Origin of the sequence: Streptomyces sp. NPDC002602, assembly GCF_042889445.1 — a bacterium.
Classification (GTDB): Bacteria; Actinomycetota; Actinomycetes; order Streptomycetales; family Streptomycetaceae; genus Streptomyces.
This window is the reverse complement of the sequence record NZ_JBIAQX010000002.1, coordinates 412,056-435,619: the sequence shown is the minus strand read 5'-3', so window position 1 is coordinate 435,619 and position 23,564 is coordinate 412,056. Positions and strand designations below refer to the sequence as shown.

Below are 23,564 nucleotides of genomic sequence, written 5' to 3'. Positions count from 1 at the left end.
CGGCCGAACTCGGACACGCCGAAGGGGTGCCCCCTCGACGAGGGCACCCCTTCGGCGTGTAAAAGCCCGCCCGGTCAGTCGACCTCGGCCACCGCCTGCGCGAACTGCGCCGCGTACAACCGCGCGTAGGCGCCGTCCGCCGCCAACAGCTCCTCGTGGGTGCCCTGCTCCACGATCGAACCGCTCTCCATCACCAGGATCACGTCCGCGTCGCGGATCGTGGACAGCCGGTGCGCGATGACGAAGGACGTACGGCCGTGCGCGAGACGCGCCATCGCCTTCTGGATCAGCACCTCGGTACGGGTGTCCACCGAGCTGGTCGCCTCGTCGAGCACCAGGATCACCGGGTCCGACAGGAACGCCCGCGCGATGGTGATCAGTTGCTTCTCGCCCGCGCTGACCCCCGCGCCCTCGTCGTCCAGCAGCGTGTCGTAGCCGTCCGGCAGGGTGCGGATGAACCGGTCCGCGTGCGCCGCCCGCGCGGCCTCCTCGATCTCCGCGCGGGTCACCTCGCGCGAAGCCCCGTAGGCGATGTTCTCCGCGATGGTGCCGCCGAACAGCCAGGTGTCCTGGAGCACCATGCCGATCCCGCTCCGCAGCTCCTCGCGGGTCATTTTCGCGATGTCCACGCCGTCCAGGGCGATCTCGCCGCCCGTGACCTCGTAGAACCGCATCAGCAGGTTGACCAGCGTGGTCTTGCCGGCGCCCGTCGGGCCCACGATCGCGACCGTGTGCCCGGGTTCGACCGTGAGCGAGAGGTTCTCGATCAGCGGCTTGTCCGGCTCGTAGCGGAAGGCGACCTTGTCCAGGGTGACCTGACCGCGCAGCGACTCCGGACGCTCCGGGACCTCCGCGTCCGCCTCCTGCTCCTCGGCGTCGAGCAGCTCGTACACCCGCTCCGCCGAGGCCACCCCGGACTGCACCAGGTTCGCCATCGAGGCGACCTGCGTCAGAGGCATCGAGAACTGGCGCGAGTACTGGATGAAGGCCTGCACGTCACCGATCGACAGGGTGCCCGAGGCCACCCGCAGACCGCCGACGACCGCGATCAGCACGTAGTTGACGTTCGAGATGAAGAACATCACCGGCTGCATGATGCCGCTGACCAACTGCGCCTTGAACGACGCCTTGTACAGCGCCTCGTTCTCCTCGGCGAAGACCGCCGCGGACTCCTTCTGTCGACCGAAGACCTTGACCAGGTTGTGCCCCGAGTACATCTCCTCGATGTGCGCGTTGAGCGTGCCCGTGGTCTTCCACTGCGCCACGAACTGAGGCTGCGACTTCTTGCCGATCTTCGCCGCGACGAAGATCGAGACCGGCACCGTCACCAGCGCGACCAGCGCCAGCAGCGGCGAGATCCAGAACATCATCGCCAACACGCCGACGATCGTCAGCAGCGAGTTCAGCAACTGCCCCATCGTCTGCTGGAGGGTCTGCCCGATGTTGTCGATGTCGTTCGTCGCCCGGCTCAGCACCTCGCCGCGCTTCTGCTGGTCGAAGTACGACAGCGGCAGCCGCGACAGCTTCGCCTGGAGCTCCTCGCGCATCCGGTACACGGTGCCATTCATGACGTGGTTCGACAGCCGCGTCGCGACCAGCATCAGCAGACCGGCGAGGGTGAACACCACCAGCGCCCAGATCGCCACGACCCCGACGGCACCGAAGTCGATGCCCTGCCCAGGGGTGAAGGCGGTTCCGGACAGCATGTCCGCCATGCCGTCCTGACCCTTGGCACGCAGGTCGTCCAGCGCCTGCTGCTTCGTGATCCCGGCAGGCATCTGCCGACCGACGATCCCCGCGAACACCAGGTCGGTGGCGTTCCCCAGGATCTTCGGGCCGACCACCGTGAACGCGACGCTGCCTATGACGGCGACGACCATGCCCCACAGCTTGACCCGGTCCTGTGCGAGCTGCCCCAGCAGCCGCTTGCCCGACCCCTTGAAGTCCATGGACCGCTGGGCCGGCCCCATCATCATTCGTCCTCCGGGCCCGCTCACGCCGCCTCCGCCTCCGTCAGCTGGGAGAGCACGATCTCCCGGTAGGTCTCATTGCCGGCCATCAACTCGTGGTGGCGTCCCTCGCCCACCACCCGGCCCTCGTCGAGGACGATGATCCGGTCGGCGTCACGGATCGTGGACACCCGCTGGGCGACGATGACCACGGTCGCGTTCTCCGTCTCGCGGGACAGCGCCGCGCGCAGCGCCGCGTCCGTCGCGTAGTCCAGCGCCGAGAAGGAGTCGTCGAACAGGTAGATCTCCGGCCGCTGCACGAGCGTACGGGCGATCGCCAGCCGCTGCCGCTGACCGCCGGACACATTGGTGCCGCCCTGGGAGACGGGCGCTTCGAGGCCCCCCTCCAGCGCGGACACGAAATCCTTGGCCTGGGCCACCTCCAGCGCCCGCCACAGCTCCTCGTCCGTGGCGTCCGGGCGCCCGTAGCGCAGGTTGGAGGCCACCGTGCCGGAGAACAGGTACGGCTTCTGGGGCACCATGCCGACCGTCTTGGCCAGCAGCTCCGGATCCAGCCGGCGCACGTCCTCCCCGTCGACCAGCACCTCGCCGCCGGTCGCGTCGAACAGCCGGGGGACCAGACCCAGCAACGTGGACTTGCCGCTGCCCGTGGAGCCGATCACCGCCGTCGTCTCGCCGGGACGGGCCACCAGGTCGACCCCGCGCAACACCGAGGCCTCGGCGCCGGGGTAGCGGAAGTCGGCGCCGCGCAGCTCCAACTGCCCGTGCCGCCGCAACTCGCGCACCGGGTCCGTGGGCGGGACCACGCTGGACTCGGTGTCCAGGACCTCCTGGATGCGCTCGGCGCAGACCTCGGCGCGCGGCACCATCATGAACATGAAGGTGGCCATCATCACGGACATGACGATCTGCATCAGGTAGGCGAGGAAGGCCGTCAACTGGCCGATCTCCATCCCGCCGCTGTCCACGCGCATCGCGCCGAACCAGATGACGGCGACGCTGGAGATGTTCACCACGACGATGACGACGGGGAACATCAGCGCGAGCAGCTTCCCCGAGGCCAGCGAGACTCCGGTGAGCTCCGCGTTCGCCTCCCGGAAGCGCTCCTTCTCGTACGCGTCGCGGACGAAGGCGCGGATCACGCGGTTGCCGGTGATCTGTTCGCGCAGCACCCGGTTCACGATGTCCAGGCGGGTCTGCATCTTCCGGAACAGCGGCCGCGTCTTGAAGACGATCGCACCGACCGACAGGCCGAGGGTCGGGACGACGGCGAGCAGCACGCCGGACAGCCTCACGTCGAGCGAGAGCGCCATCACGATGCCGCCGACGCACATGATCGGCGCCGAGACCATCAGGGTGAAGGTCATCAACGCCAGCATCTGGACCTGCTGGACGTCGTTCGTCGTGCGGGTGATCAGCGACGGGGCGCCGAACTGGCCCAGCTCCCGCGCGGAGAAGCTCTGCACGCGGTCGAAGACGGCGGCCCGGACGTCCCGGCCGAGCGCCGCCGCGGTGCGGGCGCCGTAGTAGACGGCCCCGATGCTGCAGGCGAGCTGCACGAGCGAGACACCGAGCATCAGCGCGCCGAAGCGCAGGATGTAACCGGTGTCACCGCTGACGACACCGTTGTCGATGATGTCGGCGTTCAGCGTGGGCAGGTAGAGGCTCGCGCAGGTCTGCAGCAGTTGCAGCAGCACGAGCAGGGCGATGGGTTTCCGGTACGGGCCCAGATGGGTCCGCAGAAGTCGTATGAGCACGCGCAGGCTCCGGTCGGCAAGATCGAGGGGGTTCGCTCCATCTTCGGCCAATCGGGTGCCCGATCCCCACCCGTTTTCGCAAAGGCAGGTCAAAAGGACCAGACCGGCTCAGCCCCCTCGCGACCGCCGCCCGGGCGTACGTCCGTTCCCGGGCCGGGGCCTAGAACGCCCCGGGGTGGATCTGCTCGCGCGTCGCGACGTACTGCCGGCGCACCGCCTGCCAGGCCGGGTAGTCCTCGCCCGGCTCGAAGACCTGCGCCGCCGGACCCGGCCAGACCGGCGGGGTGTGCGGCGCGAGGGTGCCCCGCGCCACACCGAGGGCCCACGCCGCCTGGCGGGCCGCGCCCAGCGCCGCGTAGTCGGCCGGAGCCGGGACCACGATCTGCGTCCCGAACAGGCCCGGCGCCGCCGCCTGCACGGCGGGCAGCTCGGCCGCCGCGCCCAGCAGGAACACCCGACGGATCTCCACCCCCCGGTGCCGCAGGATGTCGAGGGCGTCGGCCAGACCGCACAGCATGCCCTCGAAGGAGGCCCGCGCCAGGTGCTCCGGCTTCATGGAGTCCCTCCGAAGCCCGGACAGGGTGCCGGCGGCCTGCGGCAGGTTCGGAGTCCGCTCGCCCTCCAGGTACGGCAGCAGTACGAGGCCGTGCGCACCCGGAGTCGACTTCAGCGCCAGCGCGCTCAACCCCTCCAGGTCGGTGCCGAGCATCTCGGCGGTGCCGCGCAGGGTCCGCACGGCGTTGGAGACGTTCACCACCGGCAGGTGCATGCCGCCCGCGTCGGCGAGCGAGGTGATCAGGCCACCGGGGTCGGGCAGCGCCTGGTGGTGCACCGCCATCACCGAGCCGGAGGCGCCCAGCGACACGACCGCGTCGCCCAGACCCAGGCCCAGCCCGAGGGCGGCGGCCATGGTCTCGCCGGTCCCGGCGGATATCAGCAGCCCCTCGGGAGTGGTGCCGGCGGCGTCGGCCGGGCCCAGCACCTCGGGCAGCAGTGCCTGATGACCCAGGGCCAGTTCGACGAGGTCGGGGCGGTAGGTGCCGGTGGCCGTCGACCAGTAGCCGGTGCCGGACGCGCCGCCCCGGTCGGTGGTGCGGCGGGCGGGCCGGCCCAGCAACTGCCAGACGAGCCAGTCGTGCGGGGACATCAACACGGCCACCCGGCGCGCCGCCTCGGGCTCGGTACGAGCCAGCCAGGCCAGCTTCGAGATCGGCTGCGCGGAGTGCGGGACGCAGCCCACGGCCTCGGCCCAGCCCCGACGACCGCCGAGCACCTCGATCAGGTCGGCCGCGGCGACCTGCCCGCGCTTGTCGTTGCCGATCAGTGCCGGACGCACGAGGGCACCCTGCGTGTCCAGGGGGAGCAGGCCGTGCTGCTGCGCGGAGACCCCTATGGCCTGGACCCCTTCGAGGAGACCGCCGCCGGCCGCCTCGCCGAGCGAGAGCAGCCACGCCTGGGGGTCCGTTTCGTGGGGGTTCGCGCCCCCCGGTTCGCCCGTCGGCTGCGGATGGGGCGCGTAGCCCTGGCGCAACACGGCACCCGTGTCGGCGTCACAGACGACGATGCGAGTGAAGGTGGAAGAGCTGTCCAGCCCGGCGACTATCCCCATGCGGAGAATTCTGCCGCACGGACCGGCGGGCTCCGCCGTCGAGGAGGCCTCCCGGCCACGGGCCGCGAGGCCTCCGACCGGCCTCAGGTGTTGCTGGTGCCCCAGTCGTCCTCGCCGCCGGCGCCGGTCCCCCGACCACGCAGGTTCCGGACCCGCTCGGCGAACGCCTCCGGCATCTTGTCGCCGACCTTGTCGCTCACCGCCGCGAAGGCCTTGCCCGCGTACTGGCGACCGCTGTGACCGGCCGTCTCCGCGGCATTGCGGACCGCCGGGTTCTGCGCGATCTCGCGGGCCGACTTCTTCAGCTGCTCGTACCGCTCGCGCCCGGCCCGGGTCCCGAGCACGTACCCGACGGCCAGTCCGACCGCGAACGTGACCTTGTACCGCATGCCTGTCACCCTTCGTCGTGTGGTGCCCGGCCTGCTGCCGATACCGATTGGCGGAGCACCCCCCTGCTTGCGCTAATCTATGACTCGCAACGGGCGCTCGCCCCCCGGCAAACGCCGGAGGTGGGCTGTTCGGTGCAACGCAGCAATCCCCTGTAGCTCAATTGGCAGAGCAGCCGACTGTTAATCGGCAGGTTACTGGTTCGAGTCCAGTCGGGGGAGCGCGGTCCCCTGTAGCTCAATTGGCAGAGCAGCCGACTGTTAATCGGCAGGTTACTGGTTCGAGTCCAGTCGGGGGAGCAAAGAAGAGGAGGGCCCGCAAGGGTCCTCTTTTTTTGTCCTGATTCCGGAACCGGGCAGCACTCGGCGCGGTCTCTCTGGACAGCGAAGCCGATCATGCGAGGCATCCGAGGCAGGAGATCGTATGAGCGGCTATGCTGCGGCAGACGGCGCGCACACATGTACGCGCCACGCCGTAAAGGGGCGGTAGCTCAGCCGGTTAGAGCAGCGGACTCATAATCCGTCGGCCGTGGGTTCGAGTCCCACCCGCCCCACCGCGGGGCTGGTTCGCAGAAACGTTGCGACCAGCCACTTTGGTGCCCCGCCCGGGCTTCCTGGGTCGGGGCACCCTCTCGTTTCCGGCCTCGTGCGTGGGTGATGGCGAGCCGAGCGCAGGGTCCCGTGTCGACGAGGCTCACACCGTGATCGCGAACCCGGGGACGGAGTACGCCCGTCGCCGCGCGGGGTGGTGACCGGCATGTGGCGGGAGGCCGCGCTCGGCGACGAACGCGTTACGCCGGTCCGGTAGCTTGCCGGCATGTCTGAAGACGAGGACTACCTCGACAAGAGCCCGTCCGCCGCACGTATGGGAAAGGCGGCCGAGTACCTGGTCGCGGCGTCCTGCATCCTCGCCACACACGGCGAGTTGAACGTCTCCACGTCGATGGTCGACGACGAGGGTGTCGACCTCGTGTTCCATCGCCGGGGCGGTACGGCGACGCTGGCCGTGCAGGTCAAGTCCCGTATGTCCACCACCTCGGTTGTGCGGAAGGGGCAGTGCCTGGCGAACGTGCGCTCGCAGACGTTCCAGCCGAGGCCCGACCTGGACATGTTGTTCATGGCGGTGGACGTGGAGAGGGGCGCGATCATGACCGCCTGGTTGGTGCCGAGCCCGGTGTTCGCGGACATGGTGAAGGAGCCCAACGGCAAGGGCCAGTACAGGTTTTCCGCCTCCATGAAGGAGGGGTCGGGGGACCGCTGGAGCCCCTACCGGCTGACCGCCGCACAGCTCTCGCAGCGGATCCTGACCCGACTGTCCGAGCTGGAGAAGTCCAGTGCCTAGTGCTGTGACCTGAATGGTTTGCCGTGTCACAGCCGTGCGGGGCGGCGGGCGCGGGGCGTCCGTCAGGCGGTCGGGCAGGCCGCGGCCGGGTTGTCGTGGGTGAGGGCGCAGACCATCTGTGCGCCGCGTCGGTGGTCGGGGTAGGCCGTGAGCAGTTCGGCCTCGAAGTCGTTCCACTGGCGGGCGATCTCGGCGGTGGCCCCGGCCGTGGCATGCCGGAAGTTGTCGCCCGTCCTCGAACGGGCGGACGCGGCGGTGTCCTTGTTCAGGGCGCGGTTGTGGGCGACGCGGCCGGCGCAGTCGGGGGGCTTGACCCCGGTGGAGTCCATGTCGGGGTAGCAGCCGGTGGTGAGGTCCCGGGGGATCCGCTCGCGCGCCTCCCGGGTCCACTCGGCGTCCGTCATGGCGCTGTAGCGGCGGATGTCGAGGAACGGCGCGACGTCCGTGCGCCCCAGTCCGGGCGGGTTGTCCAGGCCGACCGGACCGGGGGCCGGCCGGTCGACCCAGTTGGAGTGCGAGTAGAAGTCCTCGATCTGGTGCCAGCCGCGGCCGAGCTGTTCGAGCACGGCGCACTTGGCCCGCCCGGGCTTGCCGTCCCACACGCAGGGGGAGGACAGGTCGACCTGGTCCGCGCGCACCTTCCCGTCGGAGTCGACGAGGCCGTCCGCGGCCCGGACCGCGGTGCGGAAGCGGGCGACGGAGGTACGGACGCAGGCGAGGAGCTCGGTGGTGGCCTCGTCCCGGGTACGGGGGTAGTCGCGGGCGTGGCGGGGTTCGAGGTGGTCGGCGTTGTCGCAGTGCAGGGGGCCGACGTCGAAGTAGGGGCGGTGGTCGTTGGCGTTGATCGCCCCGCCGCGCGCGTCGGCCATCGCGGTCAGGGTCACCGGCTCCCAGGGCAGGGCGGCCCGGGTGATGTCCTCGTGGTTGTCTCCGGTGAAGGCGTGGGCGGGGCCGCTCGGCACGGCGGCCAGACCGGCCGCCAGGAACGCCGCGGCGACCGCGGAGGCGGGCCGGGACCGGCCGGGGAGCGGAGGACGGGACATGCGGGGGCTCCAGGCGTCCGAGGGCGTGCCGCGGGGAGGGCCTGCCCTGCCTCCATGCTGCGCGCCCACCCCGGGCTCCGCACGCGCGGGGCGGGCGGTCGGCGCGACCGCCTGCCTCCGCCGCGATGTCACCGGGATCCGCACGCGCGCGGTGGGCGGCCCGCTCGGACGCCCCGTCCGGCGTGCCCCGGCGGTCGCTACGGCTCCGTCGAGCGGGGCTGGGTCGAGGGGATCCGTTGGGTGAAGAACAGGGCGATGAGCGCGGCGAAGGCCAGGATGGCGAGGGCCGCGCGCAAGCCGTCGAGCCTGGCGTCGGCATTGGCGGCCATGGCCGCCTCGGCCACCTCCGGGCTCGTGCCGGCTTCGTCCAGGGCGGTCGCCAGTTGGGCGTCGGACAGGAACGGCGCGCCGCTCTGGAGCTGGGCGGTCGCCTGGTTCTTGACGCTGTCCGGGACCGCCGGATTCGCCTCGACGGTGGTCAGGAAGGAGGCCGTGAGCGCCCCGATCATGATCGATCCGGCGAGTGCCGTGCCGATCGAGGCGCCGAGGTTGGTGACGGCGTTCTGTACGCCGCCGACCTCCGCGCTCTGTGCCTGCGGCACCGCGGACACGGTGACCGACCCGAGCTGGGACGCCAGCGCGCCCATGCCCAGCCCGATCAGCAGGAGCGGGAGGGTGACGATCTCCGCCCCGGCGCCCGCGTCGATCGCGGCCATCAGCACCACCGCTCCCGCGAGCAGCGCGAGGGTCCCGAGCCGTACCACTCGGCGCGGCGAGACGTCGGGGAGGAAGCGCGGGATCAGGGTCGCGGCCGCCAGCAGGCTCACCGAGAGCGGCAGAAGACGGGCCCCGGTCTCCAGTGCGGACAGGCCCAGGGCGACGGACAGGTAGAGCGGGACGACGAAGAACACGCCCATCTGCACGAGGTACTGGAAGAAGAACATCGTCAGGCCGCCGGTGAGCTGCTTGTTCCGCAGCATGTCGGGATCGACGAGGGGGTCCCGGCCCCGCTCGACGACCTTCGCCTCCCAGTGCAGGAAGAGGCGGATCAGCAGCAGACCCGCCAGCATCAGCCACGTCGTCAGGGACACCCCGATCCACGACGGCGCGTCGGGCTTCGGCTGGAACCAGCCCCATTCGTCGGACCGGAGCACGCCGTAGACGAAGGTTCCCAGCCCGAGCGCGGAGAGGACGGCGCCCCCGTAGTCGACGCTCCGGCGTTCACCGGGCGGGGCGTCCGCGATGCGGCGCGCGAGGACGAGGATGGCGAGCACCACCACTACCTCGCCGGCGAAGACCCACCGCCAGGAGAAGTACGTCGTCGCGACGCCGCCGATGAGCGGTCCGACCGCGATGGCCACGGCCCCCGCCGCGACGACGAGCCCGTAGGCGGCGGGACGCCGTTCGACGGAGAAGTTGCCGGCGACGAGCGCCACGATCGCGGGCAGGATGAGGGCTGCTCCGATGCCCTCCAGGAACGCCCAGCCCACGAGCAGCACGGACAGGTTCGGTGCGAGCGCCGTGGTGAGGGAGCCGGCCCCGTAGACACAACAGCCGATCATGAACGCGCGTCTGCGGCCGATCAGTGCCCCGACCTTGCCGCCGGGGATCATGAACATGGCCATCACGAGGGTGTAGGCGGTGATCGCGCCCTGGATGCCCGTCACGGTCGTGCCCACGTCCTCGGCCACGGTGGCGATGGAGACGTTCATGACGGAACTGTCGAGTGCCATCAGGAATTGACCGGACGCGAGCGTCAGCAGGACGAGTCGCGCCTTCGCCGAACCCTCGGCCGTGCTGGGGGAAGCCATTTCCGCATGGTTCCAGCCGTCCGGGGGCCGGGAGGGATGGCGCGCCAGGCGGTCAACCGGACGGGGGCGGCCTTCCCCGTGCGGGCCTTCGCCGGGCGGGCCTTCCCCGTGCGCGAGGTACGGGCGAGGCCCGCCGGGCCGCCGGCCCGACTCGCCGGACCGACCCGCCGGCGCGGACGCGGACCGGACCGCCGGCCCGGCCGCCGACCCGCCGGCCCGGGCCGGCGGGTCGGGCCCCTAGACGTCCTCCGTGTCGTCCGCCACGAGGCGCAGTACGTCCATCAGGTCCTGGCGGCGCGCGTACGCCACGCGTTGGCGGTGGGCGCCCGAGCCGTCGCGCAGCAGGCCCGCCAGGGTCTTGGCCGCGTGGTCGAGGTCGCCGGCCGCCGCCAGTTCCGGGGCGATCCGGTCGAAGAGGGCTTCCGCCAGGTCGGCCGCGGGGAGTTCGGTGCCGGAGTACGGGTCCAGGCCGAAGCCCTCCAGACCGTCGTGGGCCGCCCGCCAGCGGGCCAGGCGCAGTACGTCGTCCCGCACCGGCGGGTCGGGGAGGTGTTCCGCGATCTCGCGCAGGGCCGTGGCCACCAGGGCGCGGGCCAGTTCCGCCTGGAGGATGGCCGAGTCGATGTCCGAGGACATGTCGGGCGCCCGGATCTCGAGCGTCGGCCAGTGCCCGGACGGGCGGAGGTCCCAGTAGACCATCTTGGTGTCCAGGGCCGCCCCGGAGCCGAGCAGGGTCTGTACCGAGCGTCGGAAGTGGGCCGTGGACGTGTAGTGCGGGGGCAGGCCCGCCGAGGGCCAGCCCGCCCAGGCCATCGCGCGCCAACTGGAGTGGCCGGTGTCACGGCCGCCCCAGAAGGGCGAGTTGGCCGCCAGTGCGATCAGCGTGGGCAGCCAGGGTCTGACCCGGTTGGACACCGCCACGGCGGTGTCCACGTCGAGGGTGCCGATGTGGATGTGGCGTCCGCAGCTGACCAGGGTGTCGGTCAGGGCGCCGAACCGGCGGTGCTGTTCGCGCTGGCGGGGTTCGTCGTCGGTCAGGTGCAGCGGCCCCTCCATGGCCAGGATCGGCGAGGGCGCCGCCAGCAGCCGGCAGCCGTGGGCGCGGGCCGCCGCGCCGAGGGAGCGCCGCAGGGTGGCGAGCTCCGCCCGCAGGGTGACCGCCGAGTCCGCGATCGGGGTGGCGATCTCCACCTGGTAGCGGGTTCCCTCGGGGTGCAGCTCGTGCGGCAGCCCCGCGGCGGTGGCGAGGACGAGGGGGGCGGCCGGGACCACGCGCAGGGTGCGGGCGTCGACGAGGAGGAACTCCTCCTCGACCCCGAGCGTGAGAGTGGCCGTGTCACCGCCCATGAGGTGCGGCCCGCCGTTGCCCGCGGCGCGGATGCCGGTGTGACTGGTGCTCGTCGTGCTGTTGCCAGGTTCGATCACTACGCCTCCCTGGACATACGAGTCTTTTCATCATGAGCCGAGCGGGAGGCGGGGAGGGTACGCCGATTCGGTCAAATGTCCGGTGATAATGGCGAGTTAGCGGCAAGATCCGACTCGGGGTGGGGTGCCCGGTTCCGGTGGGGCGGCTGTTGCGCGGACGTGAACGGGCGGGAAAAGGACGAGAGCCGCGCGCGAGCCGCTGGTTATCATCCGATGTGACCGGTACGACGTCCCCTCCCCGACCCGAGCGGCGCATATTCGCCGACCTGACCCCGCTGCGCACGTCCCCGGACTACCGGCGGCTGTGGGTCGGCGGGACCATCTCCTGGATGGGCCAGGCGATGACCGCCTTGGCCATCTCCCTCCAGGTCTACGAGATCACCGGGTCCAGTTTCTCCGTCGGGCTCGTCGGCCTCTTCTCCCTCGTGCCGCTCGTGGTCTTCGGTCTCTACGGCGGCGCCATCGCGGACACCGTGGACCGGCGCAAGCTCGGCCTCCACAGCTCCACGGGGCTGGCGGTCCTGTCCGTCGCACTGGCCGCCGCCGCGCTCCTCGACTACCACCGGGTCTGGCTGCTCTACACGATCGTCGCGCTCCAGGCGGTCTGCGGGGCGCTCAACGGGCCGGCCCGGTCGGCGATGATCCCGAGGCTGCTGCCGCCCGAGCAGCTCCCCGCGGCCAACGCGCTGGGCTCCGTCACGATGACCTCCGGCACGATGATCGGCCCCGTTCTGGGCGGGCTCGTCGTCGGCTGGTGGGGATACCAGGCCGCCTACCTCGTCGACGCCGTCACCTTCTGCGCCGCCCTCTACGCGATGTGGCGGTTGCCCTCGATGAAGCCCGACCGGGCCGAAGGGGTCCGGGGCCGGGCCTCCGTGCTGGACGGGCTGCGGTTCCTCGGGACCAGGCCCAACATTCGGATGACCTTCTTCTCGGACATGGCGGCCATGGTGCTGGCCCACCCCCGCGCGCTGTTCCCGGCCATCGCCGGGCTCTGGTACGGCGGCGACGCCAAGACGGTCGGCCTGCTGGTGGCGGCGCCGGCCGTCGGGGCGCTGCTGGGCGGGGTGTTCTCCGGTTGGCTGGGGCGGATCCGGCGGCACGGCCTGGCCATCCTCCTGTCCGTCGCCGCCTGGGGCCTGGCCATCGCCGTCTTCGGGCTGACCCGGAACCTGTGGCTCGGGCTGTTCTTCCTCGCCCTCGCCGGCTGCTCCGACACCATCTCCATGGTGTTCCGCTCCACGATGATGCAGGCCGCCAGCCCCGACGAGATGCGGGGCCGGCTCCAGGGAGTCTTCATCGTGGTCGTCGCGGGCGGGCCCAGGCTCGGGGACTTCCTCGCCGGGACGGTGGCCGACCTGACCTCGCCCGCCGTGGCGATCACGGGCGGGGGACTGGCCTGCGTCCTGGTGGTGGGACTGCTGGCCACGTGGTGGCGCGGGTTCGCACGGTACGACGCCAGGTCGCCGCAGGCCTGAACGCGGTCCCGGTGCCGGTGCCGGTGCCGGTCCGGGTGCCGGTTCGGGCGGCTGTGCCCGCCGCTGGTCGGCGACGACGGTCCTCAGCGTTTCGCCGCGACCACCCCGCGCGCCACCCCCAGGGCCACCAGATCCTGGGGGCGGACGCGGAGCTGGTCCGCGGTGGCCGGAGCCTGGTCGGCGGGGCGCTTGAGGATGGCCGCCGCCAACTCCGGGGCGATCACCGAGAAGTAGCTGTCCGGGGTGACCCAGGTGTTCCCCGGCGCAGCCAGCGCCAGGGCCCCGCCCGAGCCGCCCTCGCCGATCAGCAGGGTGGTCACCGGCACCGAGGCCCCGGCCACCGCCGCGAACGTGTCCGCGATGGCCGCGCCCGCGCCCGCGTGTTCGGCGGCGGCGTCGTTGGCCGCGCCCGGGGTGTCCACCAGGGTCAGCACGGGGATCCCGAGCCGGTCCGCGAGGCGGATGACACGGGCGGCCGTCCGGTAGCCCGCCGGGCGGGTGGCGGTGCCGCACTGGGCGGCGTACGCGACGGCCCGCCCCTCCCGCAGCCCGAACCCGCACATCATCCCGGGGTCCGTGCCGCCCGCCCGGTCCCCCGACAGGGGCAGGCGCAGCGCGAAGTACGCGTCCAGGTACGCCCGGGCGCGCGGCCGATCCGGGTGCCGGGCCTGGCCGACGGCTTCCCAGCCCGTCGCGGGCGGCGTCGCGTCCGCCAGCGCGGCCGGGGGGTCGACCGGCTCCGCCGACCGGGGTGCGGCCAGCAGGCGCAGCCAGTCCGTCACGGTGCCCGGCAGTGACGCGGCGGGCACCACGGCGTCCACGTGCCCGGCCGCGTACTGCCCCTCGGCGGTGTAGGCCGCCGGGTCCGCGTCGGCCGGCCGCACCCGTGACCCGGCGAAGCCGACCTGCGCCCCGGGGAGCGCGAGCACCACGTCGGCGCCCGCCCCCAGGGTCGCCCAACCGCCGCCCGTGGTCGGGTCCCGCAGGACCGCGATCTGCGGGAGCCCGGCGGCGCGCGTCAGCACGGACTGCCGGGCCACCCGCTGGAGTTGGGTGAGGGCGAGCATCCCCTCCTGCATCCGGGAACCGCCGGTGGCGATCAGGGACACCAGGGGGAGCCGGTGCGCGCGAGCGTGGCTGTACGCGGCTTCGAGCCGGTCTCCGGTGCGCTCGCCCAGGGACCCCCCGAGGAAGCCGAACTCGAAGGAGATCAGGGTCGCTTCGTGACCGCCGACACGGACGGTACCGGTGACGACGGACTCCCGCTCGCCGGTCCGCAGCTCGGCGCGGGCGCGGGACTCGTCGTACCCGCTCCACGCGAGGGGGCCGTCGGCCGGCGACTCCCTCGGCGGTACGGGGAGTTCGACGAAACTGCCGGGGTCGGCGAGGGAGGCGATGGCCGCGCGGGCCGAGAGGCGGGTCACGGGCTCACCCTAGAGGGTGAGGAAGATCCCCGCCGGGTCGGTCCCCGCGGTCCGGTGGTCCCTGCGGTCCGGTGGTCCCTGCGGTCCGGCGGTCCGGTGGTCCGGTGGTCCCTGCGGTCCGGTGGTCCGGCGGTCCGGCGGTCCGGTGGTCCGGTGGTCCCTGCGGTCCGGTGGTCCCCGTGGTTCGGTGGTCCCTACGGTCCGGTGGTCCCCGCGGTCCGGTGGTCCGGTGGTCCCTACGTCCGGTGGTCAGGGGGCCCGGTGGTCCGGTCAGGGGGCGGACCGTTCCACCGGGATCCACAGCTCCGCGTCCGCCCGCTCCCCGTCCGGGGACAGTCGCACGCGCAGGATCTCCGGTCCCGGCCTGCTCAGGTACGGGTTCGAGGGGAACCACTGCGTGAACACGTCCCGCCACAGGTACTGGAGCGACTGCGGGAACGGGCCCGAGTTCTCGAAGACGGCCCACGTGCCCGCCGCCACGACCAGGGAGTCCAGGTCCGGCGGTACCTCGCCGCCGGTCACGACCCCGTGGTAGTAGTCGAGTTCGGTGCCCTCGGCCCGGCTCGGGTCGAGTTGGTCGCTCACCGCGACGATCCCGGCCGGCTCCTGGTCGGACAGCTCCGCGACCCGTCGCAGGACCTGCGGGTCGATGCCTCGGATGAACGCGGCGATGGCCGGGTTCGCCCCCTCGTGGACGAGGGGGACGCGGGCCTTCAGGCCGGCCACCCGGAACCCCGCCTTCTCCATGATCCTGTATCGCATGCTGCTGCTCCCTTCGACGATGAGGCGGAAGGACATCCGGGGCTGGGAACTCAGCGTCGCGCCCGTCCGGCGGGCTTCGCCCGGGCCCACGCCGTGTACGGCGCGGAACGCCCGCGCGAAGGCCTCGCCCGACCCGTAGCCGTGGCGCGTCGCCACGTCCAGCAGGGTCCGTTCGCCGGCCAGCACCTCGGCGCCCGCCAGGGTCAGCCGCCGGCGACGGACGTACTCCGAGAGCGGCATGCCGGCCAACGCGGAGAACATGCGCCGGAAGTGGTACTCCGACGTCATCGCCACACGCGCCAGTTCGGCCGCGTCGATCGGCTGGTCGAGGTGCGCCTCGATGTGTTCCATGGCCTGGTTCAGGCGCTCCAGCATTCCCGGACTCCTTCCCTTTCGAGGACCCACGCTAGGGCGGGCCCACCCTGCCCCACCCGACATCCTGTGCCCGTCCCGGTCTGCCCGTCCCCGGTCCTCCCGTCCCCGTTCGGTCTGCTCGCTCCGTCCGCTCCGTCCGCCCCGTCCGCCCGGCTCACGAACCGACTGATGGGTCGACCACGGGCCGGCTCACAGGCCGGCTCAGGGCCCGGCTCAGGTCCAGGGGAGGGGGAAGGCGATCTTCAGGGCGTAGGCGGCGACGAGACCGTGACCGAGGCGGAAGGTCCAGACGCGGACGGCGGGGGAGACCCTGGCCCCCGCGAAGGAGCCGAGGACGACGAGGAACTGCTGCCAGAGCAGGGAGGCGAGGGCGACGCCCGCGAGGAAGGCGGCTCCGGTCGGGCCGCTGCGCAGCCCGGCGCCCTGGGCGGTGGTCAGCGCGGCGAAGTAGAGCGCGGTGGTGGGGTTCACGGCGGTGAGGGCGACATAGCGTCCGAAGACCCCGCCCGGCCGGGGGGACCCCGCCCCGACCGCCGGTGGAGCGGGCGCGGCGGGCGTCGTGGGCGCCGCGGATTGCGCGGGCGCGGTCGTCGCGGAGCACAGCCCCCGCGCGGCGATCACCAGCAGGATCAGGGCGGACGCCAGTCGGACCCAGGCCTCGACGGGCGCGACGTGGGAAGCGACCCAGGGCCCCAGCATCGTGGCGAGCGTCGCGTAGCCGAGGTCCACCGTCGCGATGCCCACCGCCGCGGCCACGGCCGCGCCCCGGTGCCGCATGGCCTCCTGGAGCAACAACACGCTCATCGCACCCATCGGCATCGCCACGCCCAGTCCTGCCACCGCTCCCGACACCGCCGGAGCCATCAGTTCGCTCATGCCCGTGAGGATGCGTCGGTGTCCCCGCGTACGGCGGTGAGTATCGGCCGGGGCTGCGACAATCGCGGCATGGACCGTCTCGACAGGGAGATCCTCGGCATCCTGCAGCAGGATGCGCGGATCTCGTACCGCGATCTCGGCGTCCGCGTCGGACTCAGCGCCAACGCGACCGCCGACCGTGTGCGCCGCATGCGCAAGGACGGGGTGATCCTCGGATTCACCGTCGTCGTCGACCCGGCCGCCGACACCCGGGGCGGGCTCGTCGTCTTCATCGACCTCACGCTGCGCCAGGACGTCACCAACGAGGAGTTCGAGCAGCGGGTCGCCAGGCTGCCCGGGATCACCGAGGTCGTGCACGTCACCGGGGAGTACGACTACCTCGTGCGGGCCCGGGTCGCCGACGCGCCGGCCCTCGACGCGCTGTTGCGCCGCCTCAAGCGGGAGACCGGGGTGGCCCAGTCCAGCACCCGCCTCGCCCTGCGCTCGGCGAACACCCCCTAGCGCTGTGACCAGGTCGTATCCCTGCCGCAGGGAGTGCGGCAGGGAGTGCGGCGGGGGTGTGGCGGGCTCGGCTCCGTCGGCCGGGCGAACGGCCCCCGCCCCCGCCTACGACCGCGGCTTCTCCACCGACTTCGTGGTCGTGCCCGGGGCGGTTTCGGGCGTGCCCCGGAGCGGCGACTCCCAGGTCAGTGTCGTGCCCCGGGCGCCCGTCTCCGTGCGGCCGTCGTCGGAGACCGTCAGCCTGACCCGGGTGGAGGTGGCGTCCACCCCGACCCGGATGGAGGTGACCTCGGCCCGCCGGTGGGCCGCGGCCAATGCCCCGCGCAGGGTGGACAGCAGGTCGCCGGCCACCGGTTCCGTGAGCAGGGTGTCCACGGCGCCCTCGAAGTGCACGGACGGTTGGAAGCCCAGCGGCACCGCCGCGCCGCCCGTCTCGCGCAGCACCCGGCCGCGGAAGGTGGTCGGGGCGTCGGTGGGCGGTTGCTGCAGGGCGAAGATGGCCGTGCGGACCTCCTGGATCGTGGAGTCCAGTTCGTCGACCGCCCGGCCGAGTTCGTCGCCCACGGTGTCCCCGGCGGGGGCGGCCGCCGAGCGCTTCTTGGTGCTCTCCAGCATCATCTCCGTCGCGAACAGCCGCTGGACCACGAGGTCGTGCAGGTCCCGCGCGATCCGGTCGCGGTCCTCGTACACGGCCAACTGCTCCCGGTCGTGCTGCGCGTCCGCCAAGACGAGCGCCAGCGCCGCCTGGGAGGCGAACTGCGAGGCCAGCAGCCGGTCCACCGCGTCGTACGGCCGACCGCCCCGCTCCCGGGGCAGCGCGAGTGTGCCGATCAGCTGACCGCCGCTCTGCAAGGGGAGCATCATGCTGGGGCCGAAACGCACCCGCACGTGCGTGGTCATCCGCGGATCCGTCGCCGAGTCCTCTATGAAGACCGGCTCGCCGCCCAACAGTTGCTCCAGGACCGCCGAGCCGGGGGCGATGGCGGTGCCGACCATGTCGCCGGGGTCGCCGTGCGTGGAGGCCGCGACGATCTCCATGCCGCCCTCGGGCGTCGGCTGGAGCACCACGCCGGCCGCGGCGTCCGCGAGCAGCCGGGCCCGTTCGGCCACGCACTTCAGCGCGTCCGCGGCCGGGCGGCCCGCCAGCAGGGCCGTGGTCACGGCGGCGGCGCCGTCGATCCAACGCTCCCGGCGGCGCGCGGTCTCGTACAGCCGGGCGTTGCCGATCGCTATGCCCGCCTGCGAGGCCAGGACCCGCAGCAGCGCGAGGTCCTCGTCCGTGAACGGGCCGCCGCCCTGCTTCTCCGTGAGGTACAGGTTGCCGAAGACCTCCGTGTGCACCCGGATCGGCACTCCGAGGAAGGTCCGCATGGGCGGGTGGCCGGGCGGGAAGCCCACCGAGCGGGGGTCCCGGGTGAGGTCGTCCAGCAGCAGCGGCCGGGCCTGCGCGATCAGCGCTCCGAGCACCCCGGACCGGCCGTCGGGCAGCCGGGGGATCGCGGCCCGTTCGGCGTCGGTCAGTCCGGTGGTGAACAGTTCGGTCAGCCGGGCGCGCTCGGGGTCGACGACGCCGAGCGCGCCGTAGCGGGCGCCGCACAGTGCGGCGGCCGATTCCACGATGTGCTGGAGGGTGGTGCGCAGCTCCAGTTCGGAGCCGACCGAGAGGACCGCCTCCAGCAGGGCGGGCAGGGCGGACCGTTCGGCCGCGGTCTCCTTCGGGTCCAGCGTCATCCGGCCAGCGGGTTGAGAACCATGGGGGTGATCTTTCCTTCGAGCATCGCGCCGAGACCCAGTACGGCGCACACGTCGGGCCGTTCCGCGATGGCGACGGGCATCCCGGTCGCGTCCCGCAGCATCTGGTCCAGGCCCGGCAGCAGGGCGCTGCCTCCCACCATCATGATCCCCCGGTCCGTCAGGTCCGCGACCAGGTCCGGCGGGCAGTCCCGCAGCACCTTGCCGATCCCGTCGAGCACGGCGGTCAGCGGGGTGAAGATCGCGTCGCGGACCGCGGCGGTGTCCACCTGTACCGAGCGGGCGAGCCCGGTGGCCACGTCGCGGCCGTGGATGAGGGTGGAGGCCGGTCCGTCGGGGGTGATGCCGTTGCCGTGCAGGGCCAACTGGAGCGGTCGGACGGCCTGACTGGGCAGCATCAGCTCGTGCGCGTGGCGCAGGTGCTGGACGATCGCGTGGTCGATGGCCTCGCCGCCGACGGGGATCCGCTCGGCCGTGACGATCGAGCCGAGGGAGAGGACCGCCACCTGCGTGGCCGCCGCCCCACACACCATGATCATGGTCGCGGTCGGCTGCTCCACGGGCAGGCCGCAGCCGACGGCCGCCGCGATCAGGGTGTCGACGAGTTCGACACGCCGGGCGCCGAGCCCGACCAGCGTCTCCACGGTGGCCCGCTGGGCCAGTGGATCGGCGTCGTGCGGGGTGCAGGCCGCGGCCCGCAGCCGGGGCTTGCGGCGCAGGGCGCGCCGCAGCTTCTCGCCGAGGAGGTGACGCAGCATCCGCTGGGCCATCTCGATGTCGACGACGGTGCCGCCGGAGACGGGGCGCACGACCCGGATGTAGTCGGGTGTGCGGCCGGTCATCCGTTCGGCGAAGGTGCCCACGGCGATGAGTGCACCGGTCCGCGTGTTCACGGCGGCGACGCTGGGTTCGTCGACGACGAGGCCGGCGCCCTTCACGTACACGCGGGTCCTGGCCGCCCCGAGGTCGACGGCGACGTGGCAGCGGCGCAACTGGTCAAGGCTGACGGTCACGGCGGATCCTCCCGAGTGCGCTGGCGCAAGGAGACCGACGGCTGCCGGTCGCAATTCATATCTTCTCGGGTAAATGGGGTATGGCGCCCGTTGGAATGCTCCGGGTGGGGTGTGCCTGATGGGTCGAGAGGTGCTGCACGGGGGTGGATTTCTGTACCGACAGGCAACACGATGCGCGCACCGTCCGCGCTACTCGCGCGTAACAAGGTAAAGGGGAGCCGATGCTGACGCCCCGCCAGAGAGTCTTGGCGTTCCTGACCCCCGACCCCGACCCCGCCCCCGCCCCCGCACCCGGTCCGGTCAGCCGCCGCCGGGCCGGACCTCCTGGAGCAGCCCGTAGGTGAACTCCGCGACGTACGGCGCCCCCGACGCGGCGAACGCCAGCCGCCACCGCGTCGGGGCGGTTCCCTCCATCGGCCGAACCGGGGCGAAGGCCCGCGCCACCTCGTCCACCGTCGCGGACCAGGGCAGCAGGTCCGCCGCCGTCTCCAGGACGGGCGCGGGCGCGCCCGGGGCCCGTACCAGCCACTCGTTCCACACCGCCCCGTCGGGCGCGGCCAGCACCTCGAAGCGCAGGTCGGGCCAGAGCGGCACCGGCCACAGCAGGGCCTCGCACTCCAGGTCGCCGATCCTGCGGCGCGCGGTGGACTCCGCCGGGCCCAGCACCGACCGGTAGCGGGCCAGCGCACCGCGCGAGCGCGGCGACCTGACCATGGCCTGCCAGCGCTTGTTCGCCTCCCGCTGCTCCGCGAGCGAGGCGCCGAGGCGGAGTCGGGCCGCCTCGGCGAGGTCCGGCCGGAAGTCGGCCATTCTGCGCAACAGCACCAGTTGGAAACCGGCCGGGCCGAAGGGGCCCGGGGTGGTCGGGCCGTGGTTCAGCGTCATGGAGTCCACGATTCCACACAGAATCCTTACGTTCCCGGGACCCGGATGTGCTCCGTCGCCGCATAGCCTGCGGGCGCCATGAACTTCTGCCACGCCTGCCGGAGACACCTCAATGGCGCACTGGCGTGCGCCGGGTGCGGAACCCCGGCCGAATACCTGCCCCCCGCGGCGCCGACCGCCCCCGCCGACCCGGCCGGGTACGCCGAGCCCGGGTACCCGGAGCCGGGACACCCCTCGCCGTACGCCCGGCCGGAGTACGCGCCGCCGGAGCAGGCGCCGCAGTACGCGGAGCCGCAGTACGCGCCGTCGGGGTACGCCGAGCCCGGCCATCCGGGGTCCGGGTACGTGGCGTCCGAGTACGCGCCGCCCGAGTACGTCGCCTCCGAGTACGCGCCGCCCGGGTACGTCGACCACGCGGCGCCCGGGTACGTCGAGCCCGGGTATCCCGAGCCCGATCGGGAGCGGCCCGAGGCGTCCGAGGCGTACGTCGAGTCGCTCGTCACGCTGTCGGGCCCGGCCGAAGGCCGGTCCGGGGCACGGCGCCGCACCGCGAACCGCAGGAGCCGGACCGTCCTCGCCGTGGGGCTCGGGCTGGCGCTGGCGACCGGCGGGTCCGTGGCGCTGGCCCGCATGGTGACCGACGAGGAGCGCACGGACCGGGCGACGGAGGTCGTGCTGACCGACGACGCGGGGCCGCAGCAGCCGGTCCCCGCTCCCGCCCTGCCGAGTACGGCCGCACCCTCGGCGCCGTCGAAGGGCGGCGGGAGTGCGAAGGCCTCCGTCATCGCCACGCGGACGAACGGGCCCACCGGGGCGCCGAGCGGTTCCGCGGAGCCGGGGCCCGAGGAGAGCGCCTCCACCCCCGAAGAGGAGTCGCCGTCGTCCTCCCGGACCGCGGGTCCGGGACCGGGTCCGTCCGTGAAGCCCTCGACCTCGGGCCGGCCGTCGCCGAGCGCGTCGTCCGGGACCGCGAAGCCGAAGCCCACGGCGACCCCGACACCCACCCCCACGCCGACGCCGACCAAGAGCGAGTGCTGGATCTGGTTCCTCTGCTGAGGGGCGGGGCGATCAGCCCAGCATCCGCCTGAGCAGGTCCCTCAGCGCGGTCCGCTCGGCCGTGGACAGGCCGGCCAGCGGTTCGCGCGCGAAGTCCAGCGACTCGCGCAGCCGGTCCGCGGTCTGGAGCCCCTCCTCGGTGGCGGCGGCCAGCTTCACGCGGCGATCGGCCGGGTCCGGGCGACGTTCGACCAGGCCGCGGCTCTCCAGCCGGTCCACGATGCCGGTGACGTTCGACGGCTCGCACTTCAGCTTCTGCGCGATCTTGCGCATGGCCGTCGGTTCCAGGGAGAGCAGGTTCAGCACCCTGGCCTGGGCTCCGGTGAGCTGGTGGCTGGCTGCCGCGTGCTCGTACTCCTGGTGGTAGCGGGCCACGACGTCGCCGATGAGCTCGACGACCTCGAGGGTCAGTGGGTCTGCGCGACGACTGGGCATGGATCCAGCGTACCCATTTACTTGACAACATGAAATATCCAGGAGCATGGTTGTTTCAGGTTGTGAAGCATTTCTTCCGCCCTTCACCCCCCCGAGCGTCAGGAGCGCACCATGTCCCAGATCCCCGCCGTGAGCCGCGAGTGGCACCTCGTCCGCCGCCCGCAGGGCTGGCCCGTCGCCGAGGACTTCGCCCTGCGCGAGGTCCCCGTGAACGCGGAGCCCGCGCCCGGCCGGATCCTGGTGCGCAACCTCCACATGTCCGTCGACCCGTACATGCGCGGCCGGATGAACGACGTGAAGTCCTACGTACCGCCCTTCCAGCTCGACAAGCCGATGGACGGCGGCGCGGTCGGCGAGGTCGTCGCCTCCGCCGACGAGCGCTTCGCGGTCGGCGACCACGTCCTGCACGGCCTGGGCTGGCGCGAGTACGCCGAACTGGACGCCAAGCACGCCACCAAGGTCGACGGCTCGCTCGCCCCGCTCTCCACCTACCTCGGCGTGCTCGGCATGCCGGGCCTGACCGCCTACGCGGGCCTCTTCGAGGTCGCCTCCTTCAAGGAGGGCGACGCCGTGTTCGTCTCCGGCGCGGCCGGCGCGGTCGGCAGCCTGGTCGGCCAGTTCGCCAAGATCAAGGGCGCGTCCCGGGTGATCGGCTCGGCCGGCTCGGACGAGAAGGTGACGCTCCTCACGGAGAAGTACGGCTTCGACGCCGCCTTCAACTACAAGAACGGCCCCGTCGCCGACCAGCTGAAGGAAGCCGCCCCCGAGGGCATCGACGTCTACTTCGACAACGTCGGCGGCGACCACCTGGAAGCCGCGATCTCCTCCCTCAAGGTGCACGGCCGCGCCACCCTCTGCGGGGCCATCGCCCAGTACAACGACACCGAGCCCGCCCCCGGCCCGCGCAACCTCGTGCAGGTCATCGGCAAGCGCCTGCGCCTGCAGGGCGTGCTGGTCGGCGACCACGCCGACATCCAGCAGCAGTTCGTCCAGGACGTCGCCGGCTGGCTGCGCTCCGGCGAGCTGCGCTACGACGAGACCGTCCACGAGGGCGTGGAGAACGCGACCGAGGCCTTCCTCGGAATGCTGCGCGGCGAGAACACCGGAAAGATGATCGTTTCTTTCACCGGTTAGGCTCACTGCACACCGTCGTGATCGTGGGCGCGAGTCACGGCGATTACCAGGAGGATCTTCTTACATGTCCATCCAGCAGTCCGATGTCGCGTACACCGCTGTCGCCACCGCCGAGAACGGCCGTGACGGCCGCGTCGCCACCAACGACGGCAAGCTCGACGTCGTGGTGAACCCGCCGAAGGAACTCGGTGGCAGCGGCGCCGGCACCAACCCGGAGCAGCTGTTCGCCGCCGGCTACAGCGCCTGCTTCCAGGGCGCCCTGGGTGTCGTCGCCAAGAACGAGAACGCCGACATCTCCGGCTCGACCGTCACCGCCGAGGTCGGCATCGGCAAGAACGACGACGGCTTCGGCCTGATCGTCAAGATCTCGGCGTCGATCCCGAACGTGGACGCCGCCACCGCCAAGGACCTCATCGAGAAGGCCCACCAGGTCTGCCCGTACTCCAAGGCGACCCGCGGCAACATCACGGTCGAGCTGGCCGTCTGATCCCGCACCCGCTCGTCGCGAAGGCCGCGCCCCTCAAGGGGGC

Annotated in this window: 20 protein-coding genes and 3 tRNA genes; 9 read left to right on the top strand and 14 right to left on the bottom strand. The window is 72.4% G+C overall.

Going from position 1 to position 23,564, the window contains the following annotated elements; genetic code table 11:
- Positions 1 to 74: 74 nt before the first annotated feature.
- The 4 genes from ACFYW3_RS07365 to ACFYW3_RS07350 form a co-directional block, all read right to left on the bottom strand.
- A complete protein-coding gene (locus tag ACFYW3_RS07365) occupies positions 75 to 1,997 on the bottom strand; it encodes an ABC transporter ATP-binding protein (RefSeq protein ID WP_351756063.1) in 1,923 nt (640 codons plus the stop codon).
- Positions 1,994 to 3,727, bottom strand: a complete 1,734-nt coding sequence (locus ACFYW3_RS07360; RefSeq protein WP_351756066.1) for an ABC transporter ATP-binding protein — start codon at positions 3,725 to 3,727, stop codon at positions 1,994 to 1,996. The genes ACFYW3_RS07365 and ACFYW3_RS07360 overlap by 4 nt, the downstream gene beginning before the upstream one ends.
- 160 nt (positions 3,728 to 3,887) lie before the next feature.
- Positions 3,888 to 5,336 carry an FGGY family carbohydrate kinase gene (locus tag ACFYW3_RS07355; protein ID WP_351756069.1) on the bottom strand — a complete coding sequence of 483 codons (1,449 nt, stop codon included), beginning with the start codon at positions 5,334 to 5,336 and terminating at the stop codon, positions 3,888 to 3,890.
- Positions 5,337 to 5,419: 83 nt separating this feature from the next.
- A complete protein-coding gene (locus ACFYW3_RS07350; protein WP_351756071.1) occupies positions 5,420 to 5,725 on the bottom strand; it encodes a YtxH domain-containing protein in 306 nt (101 codons plus the stop codon).
- Positions 5,726 to 5,871: 146 nt separating this feature from the next.
- Here ACFYW3_RS07350 and ACFYW3_RS07345 point away from each other — a divergent pair.
- The 4 genes from ACFYW3_RS07345 (at position 5,872) to ACFYW3_RS07330 (ending at position 7,064) form a co-directional block, all read left to right on the top strand.
- Positions 5,872 to 5,944: transfer RNA gene (locus ACFYW3_RS07345), tRNA-Asn, on the top strand.
- Between the two features lie 5 nt (positions 5,945 to 5,949).
- Positions 5,950 to 6,022, top strand: a tRNA-Asn gene (locus ACFYW3_RS07340).
- A gap of 180 nt (positions 6,023 to 6,202) precedes the next feature.
- Positions 6,203 to 6,276 (top strand) — tRNA-Ile (locus ACFYW3_RS07335).
- Between the two features lie 263 nt (positions 6,277 to 6,539).
- Entirely contained in the window at positions 6,540 to 7,064 is a 525-nt protein-coding gene (locus ACFYW3_RS07330; RefSeq protein ID WP_389385793.1) for a hypothetical protein, read from the top strand.
- A gap of 62 nt (positions 7,065 to 7,126) precedes the next feature.
- Here ACFYW3_RS07330 and ACFYW3_RS07325 read toward each other — a convergent pair whose 3' ends face one another.
- The 3 genes from ACFYW3_RS07325 to ACFYW3_RS07315 form a co-directional block, all read right to left on the bottom strand.
- The gene (locus ACFYW3_RS07325; RefSeq protein ID WP_389385792.1) at positions 7,127 to 8,107 is read right to left on the bottom strand and encodes a hypothetical protein; all 981 of its coding nucleotides are present in this window, start codon (positions 8,105 to 8,107) and stop codon (positions 7,127 to 7,129) included.
- Positions 8,108 to 8,304: 197 nt separating this feature from the next.
- Positions 8,305 to 9,918 carry an MFS transporter gene (locus tag ACFYW3_RS07320; protein ID WP_389385791.1) on the bottom strand — a complete coding sequence of 538 codons (1,614 nt, stop codon included), beginning with the start codon at positions 9,916 to 9,918 and terminating at the stop codon, positions 8,305 to 8,307.
- A gap of 237 nt (positions 9,919 to 10,155) precedes the next feature.
- The gene (locus ACFYW3_RS07315; protein ID WP_351751615.1) at positions 10,156 to 11,343 is read right to left on the bottom strand and encodes a glutamate--cysteine ligase; all 1,188 of its coding nucleotides are present in this window, start codon (positions 11,341 to 11,343) and stop codon (positions 10,156 to 10,158) included.
- 215 nt (positions 11,344 to 11,558) lie between these two features.
- Here ACFYW3_RS07315 and ACFYW3_RS07310 point away from each other — a divergent pair, with 215 nt between their 5' ends.
- Positions 11,559 to 12,821: an MFS transporter gene (locus ACFYW3_RS07310; protein ID WP_389385790.1), complete on the top strand. Its 1,263-nt coding sequence runs from the start codon at positions 11,559 to 11,561 to the stop codon at positions 12,819 to 12,821.
- Positions 12,822 to 12,904: 83 nt separating this feature from the next.
- Here the strand turns inward: ACFYW3_RS07310 and ACFYW3_RS07305 are convergent, their stop codons facing one another.
- The 3 genes from ACFYW3_RS07305 to ACFYW3_RS07295 all read right to left on the bottom strand — a co-directional run bounded on the left by ACFYW3_RS07305 (position 12,905) and on the right by ACFYW3_RS07295 (position 16,258).
- Positions 12,905 to 14,245 (bottom strand): carboxyl transferase domain-containing protein, encoded by a 1,341-nt coding sequence (locus ACFYW3_RS07305; protein WP_351751612.1) that lies wholly within the window; start codon positions 14,243 to 14,245, stop codon positions 12,905 to 12,907.
- A gap of 270 nt (positions 14,246 to 14,515) precedes the next feature.
- Positions 14,516 to 15,382: a GyrI-like domain-containing protein gene (locus ACFYW3_RS07300; RefSeq protein ID WP_389385788.1), complete on the bottom strand. Its 867-nt coding sequence runs from the start codon at positions 15,380 to 15,382 to the stop codon at positions 14,516 to 14,518.
- Between the two features lie 213 nt (positions 15,383 to 15,595).
- Entirely contained in the window at positions 15,596 to 16,258 is a 663-nt protein-coding gene (locus ACFYW3_RS07295; protein ID WP_351751609.1) for a LysE family transporter, read from the bottom strand.
- A 69-nt stretch (positions 16,259 to 16,327) separates the two neighbouring features.
- Here ACFYW3_RS07295 and ACFYW3_RS07290 point away from each other — a divergent pair, with 69 nt between their 5' ends.
- Entirely contained in the window at positions 16,328 to 16,759 is a 432-nt protein-coding gene (locus ACFYW3_RS07290) for an Lrp/AsnC family transcriptional regulator (RefSeq protein WP_389385787.1), read from the top strand.
- Positions 16,760 to 16,864: 105 nt separating this feature from the next.
- On the opposite strand, the gene ACFYW3_RS07285 is transcribed toward ACFYW3_RS07290, so the two are convergent.
- The 3 genes from ACFYW3_RS07285 to ACFYW3_RS07275 form a co-directional block, all read right to left on the bottom strand.
- Entirely contained in the window at positions 16,865 to 18,490 is a 1,626-nt protein-coding gene (locus ACFYW3_RS07285) for a GAF domain-containing protein (protein ID WP_351751606.1), read from the bottom strand.
- A complete protein-coding gene (locus tag ACFYW3_RS07280) occupies positions 18,487 to 19,524 on the bottom strand; it encodes a rod shape-determining protein (protein ID WP_053677815.1) in 1,038 nt (345 codons plus the stop codon). Before ACFYW3_RS07280 ends, ACFYW3_RS07285 begins: the two co-directional genes overlap by 4 nt.
- A gap of 300 nt (positions 19,525 to 19,824) precedes the next feature.
- Positions 19,825 to 20,409, bottom strand: coding sequence for a hypothetical protein (locus ACFYW3_RS07275; RefSeq protein ID WP_389385786.1), 585 nt, complete (start codon positions 20,407 to 20,409; stop codon positions 19,825 to 19,827).
- 78 nt (positions 20,410 to 20,487) lie between these two features.
- On the opposite strand from ACFYW3_RS07275, the gene ACFYW3_RS07270 reads away from it, so the two are divergent.
- Positions 20,488 to 21,465 carry a hypothetical protein gene (locus ACFYW3_RS07270; protein ID WP_389385785.1) on the top strand — a complete coding sequence of 326 codons (978 nt, stop codon included), beginning with the start codon at positions 20,488 to 20,490 and terminating at the stop codon, positions 21,463 to 21,465.
- 12 nt (positions 21,466 to 21,477) lie between these two features.
- On the opposite strand, the gene ACFYW3_RS07265 is transcribed toward ACFYW3_RS07270, so the two are convergent.
- Positions 21,478 to 21,900 (bottom strand): MarR family winged helix-turn-helix transcriptional regulator, encoded by a 423-nt coding sequence (locus tag ACFYW3_RS07265; RefSeq protein ID WP_053677821.1) that lies wholly within the window; start codon positions 21,898 to 21,900, stop codon positions 21,478 to 21,480.
- 111 nt (positions 21,901 to 22,011) lie between these two features.
- Here ACFYW3_RS07265 and ACFYW3_RS07260 point away from each other — a divergent pair, with 111 nt between their 5' ends.
- Positions 22,012 to 23,034 carry an NADP-dependent oxidoreductase gene (locus ACFYW3_RS07260; protein WP_351751602.1) on the top strand — a complete coding sequence of 341 codons (1,023 nt, stop codon included), beginning with the start codon at positions 22,012 to 22,014 and terminating at the stop codon, positions 23,032 to 23,034.
- Between the two features lie 64 nt (positions 23,035 to 23,098).
- On the top strand, positions 23,099 to 23,521 hold the full coding sequence (locus ACFYW3_RS07255; protein ID WP_053677825.1) for an organic hydroperoxide resistance protein: 423 nt from the start codon (positions 23,099 to 23,101) through the stop codon (positions 23,519 to 23,521).
- Positions 23,522 to 23,564: the final 43 nt, after the last annotated feature.

Coding starts and splice junctions, on each gene's coding strand:
- ACFYW3_RS07290 (WP_389385787.1), top strand. CDS start 16,328: ATGGACCGTCTCGACAGGGAGATCCTCGGCATCCTGCAGCAGGATGCG.
- ACFYW3_RS07275 (WP_389385786.1), bottom strand. CDS start 20,409: ATGACGCTGAACCACGGCCCGACCACCCCGGGCCCCTTCGGCCCGGCC.
- ACFYW3_RS07285 (WP_351751606.1), bottom strand. CDS start 18,490: ATGACGCTGGACCCGAAGGAGACCGCGGCCGAACGGTCCGCCCTGCCC.
- ACFYW3_RS07300 (WP_389385788.1), bottom strand. CDS start 15,382: ATGCTGGAGCGCCTGAACCAGGCCATGGAACACATCGAGGCGCACCTC.
- ACFYW3_RS07260 (WP_351751602.1), top strand. CDS start 22,012: ATGTCCCAGATCCCCGCCGTGAGCCGCGAGTGGCACCTCGTCCGCCGC.
- ACFYW3_RS07350 (WP_351756071.1), bottom strand. CDS start 5,725: ATGCGGTACAAGGTCACGTTCGCGGTCGGACTGGCCGTCGGGTACGTG.
- ACFYW3_RS07325 (WP_389385792.1), bottom strand. CDS start 8,107: ATGTCCCGTCCTCCGCTCCCCGGCCGGTCCCGGCCCGCCTCCGCGGTC.
- ACFYW3_RS07320 (WP_389385791.1), bottom strand. CDS start 9,918: ATGGCTTCCCCCAGCACGGCCGAGGGTTCGGCGAAGGCGCGACTCGTC.
- ACFYW3_RS07355 (WP_351756069.1), bottom strand. CDS start 5,336: ATGGGGATAGTCGCCGGGCTGGACAGCTCTTCCACCTTCACTCGCATC.
- ACFYW3_RS07270 (WP_389385785.1), top strand. CDS start 20,488: ATGAACTTCTGCCACGCCTGCCGGAGACACCTCAATGGCGCACTGGCG.
- ACFYW3_RS07330 (WP_389385793.1), top strand. CDS start 6,540: ATGTCTGAAGACGAGGACTACCTCGACAAGAGCCCGTCCGCCGCACGT.
- ACFYW3_RS07255 (WP_053677825.1), top strand. CDS start 23,099: ATGTCCATCCAGCAGTCCGATGTCGCGTACACCGCTGTCGCCACCGCC.
- ACFYW3_RS07265 (WP_053677821.1), bottom strand. CDS start 21,900: ATGCCCAGTCGTCGCGCAGACCCACTGACCCTCGAGGTCGTCGAGCTC.
- ACFYW3_RS07295 (WP_351751609.1), bottom strand. CDS start 16,258: ATGAGCGAACTGATGGCTCCGGCGGTGTCGGGAGCGGTGGCAGGACTG.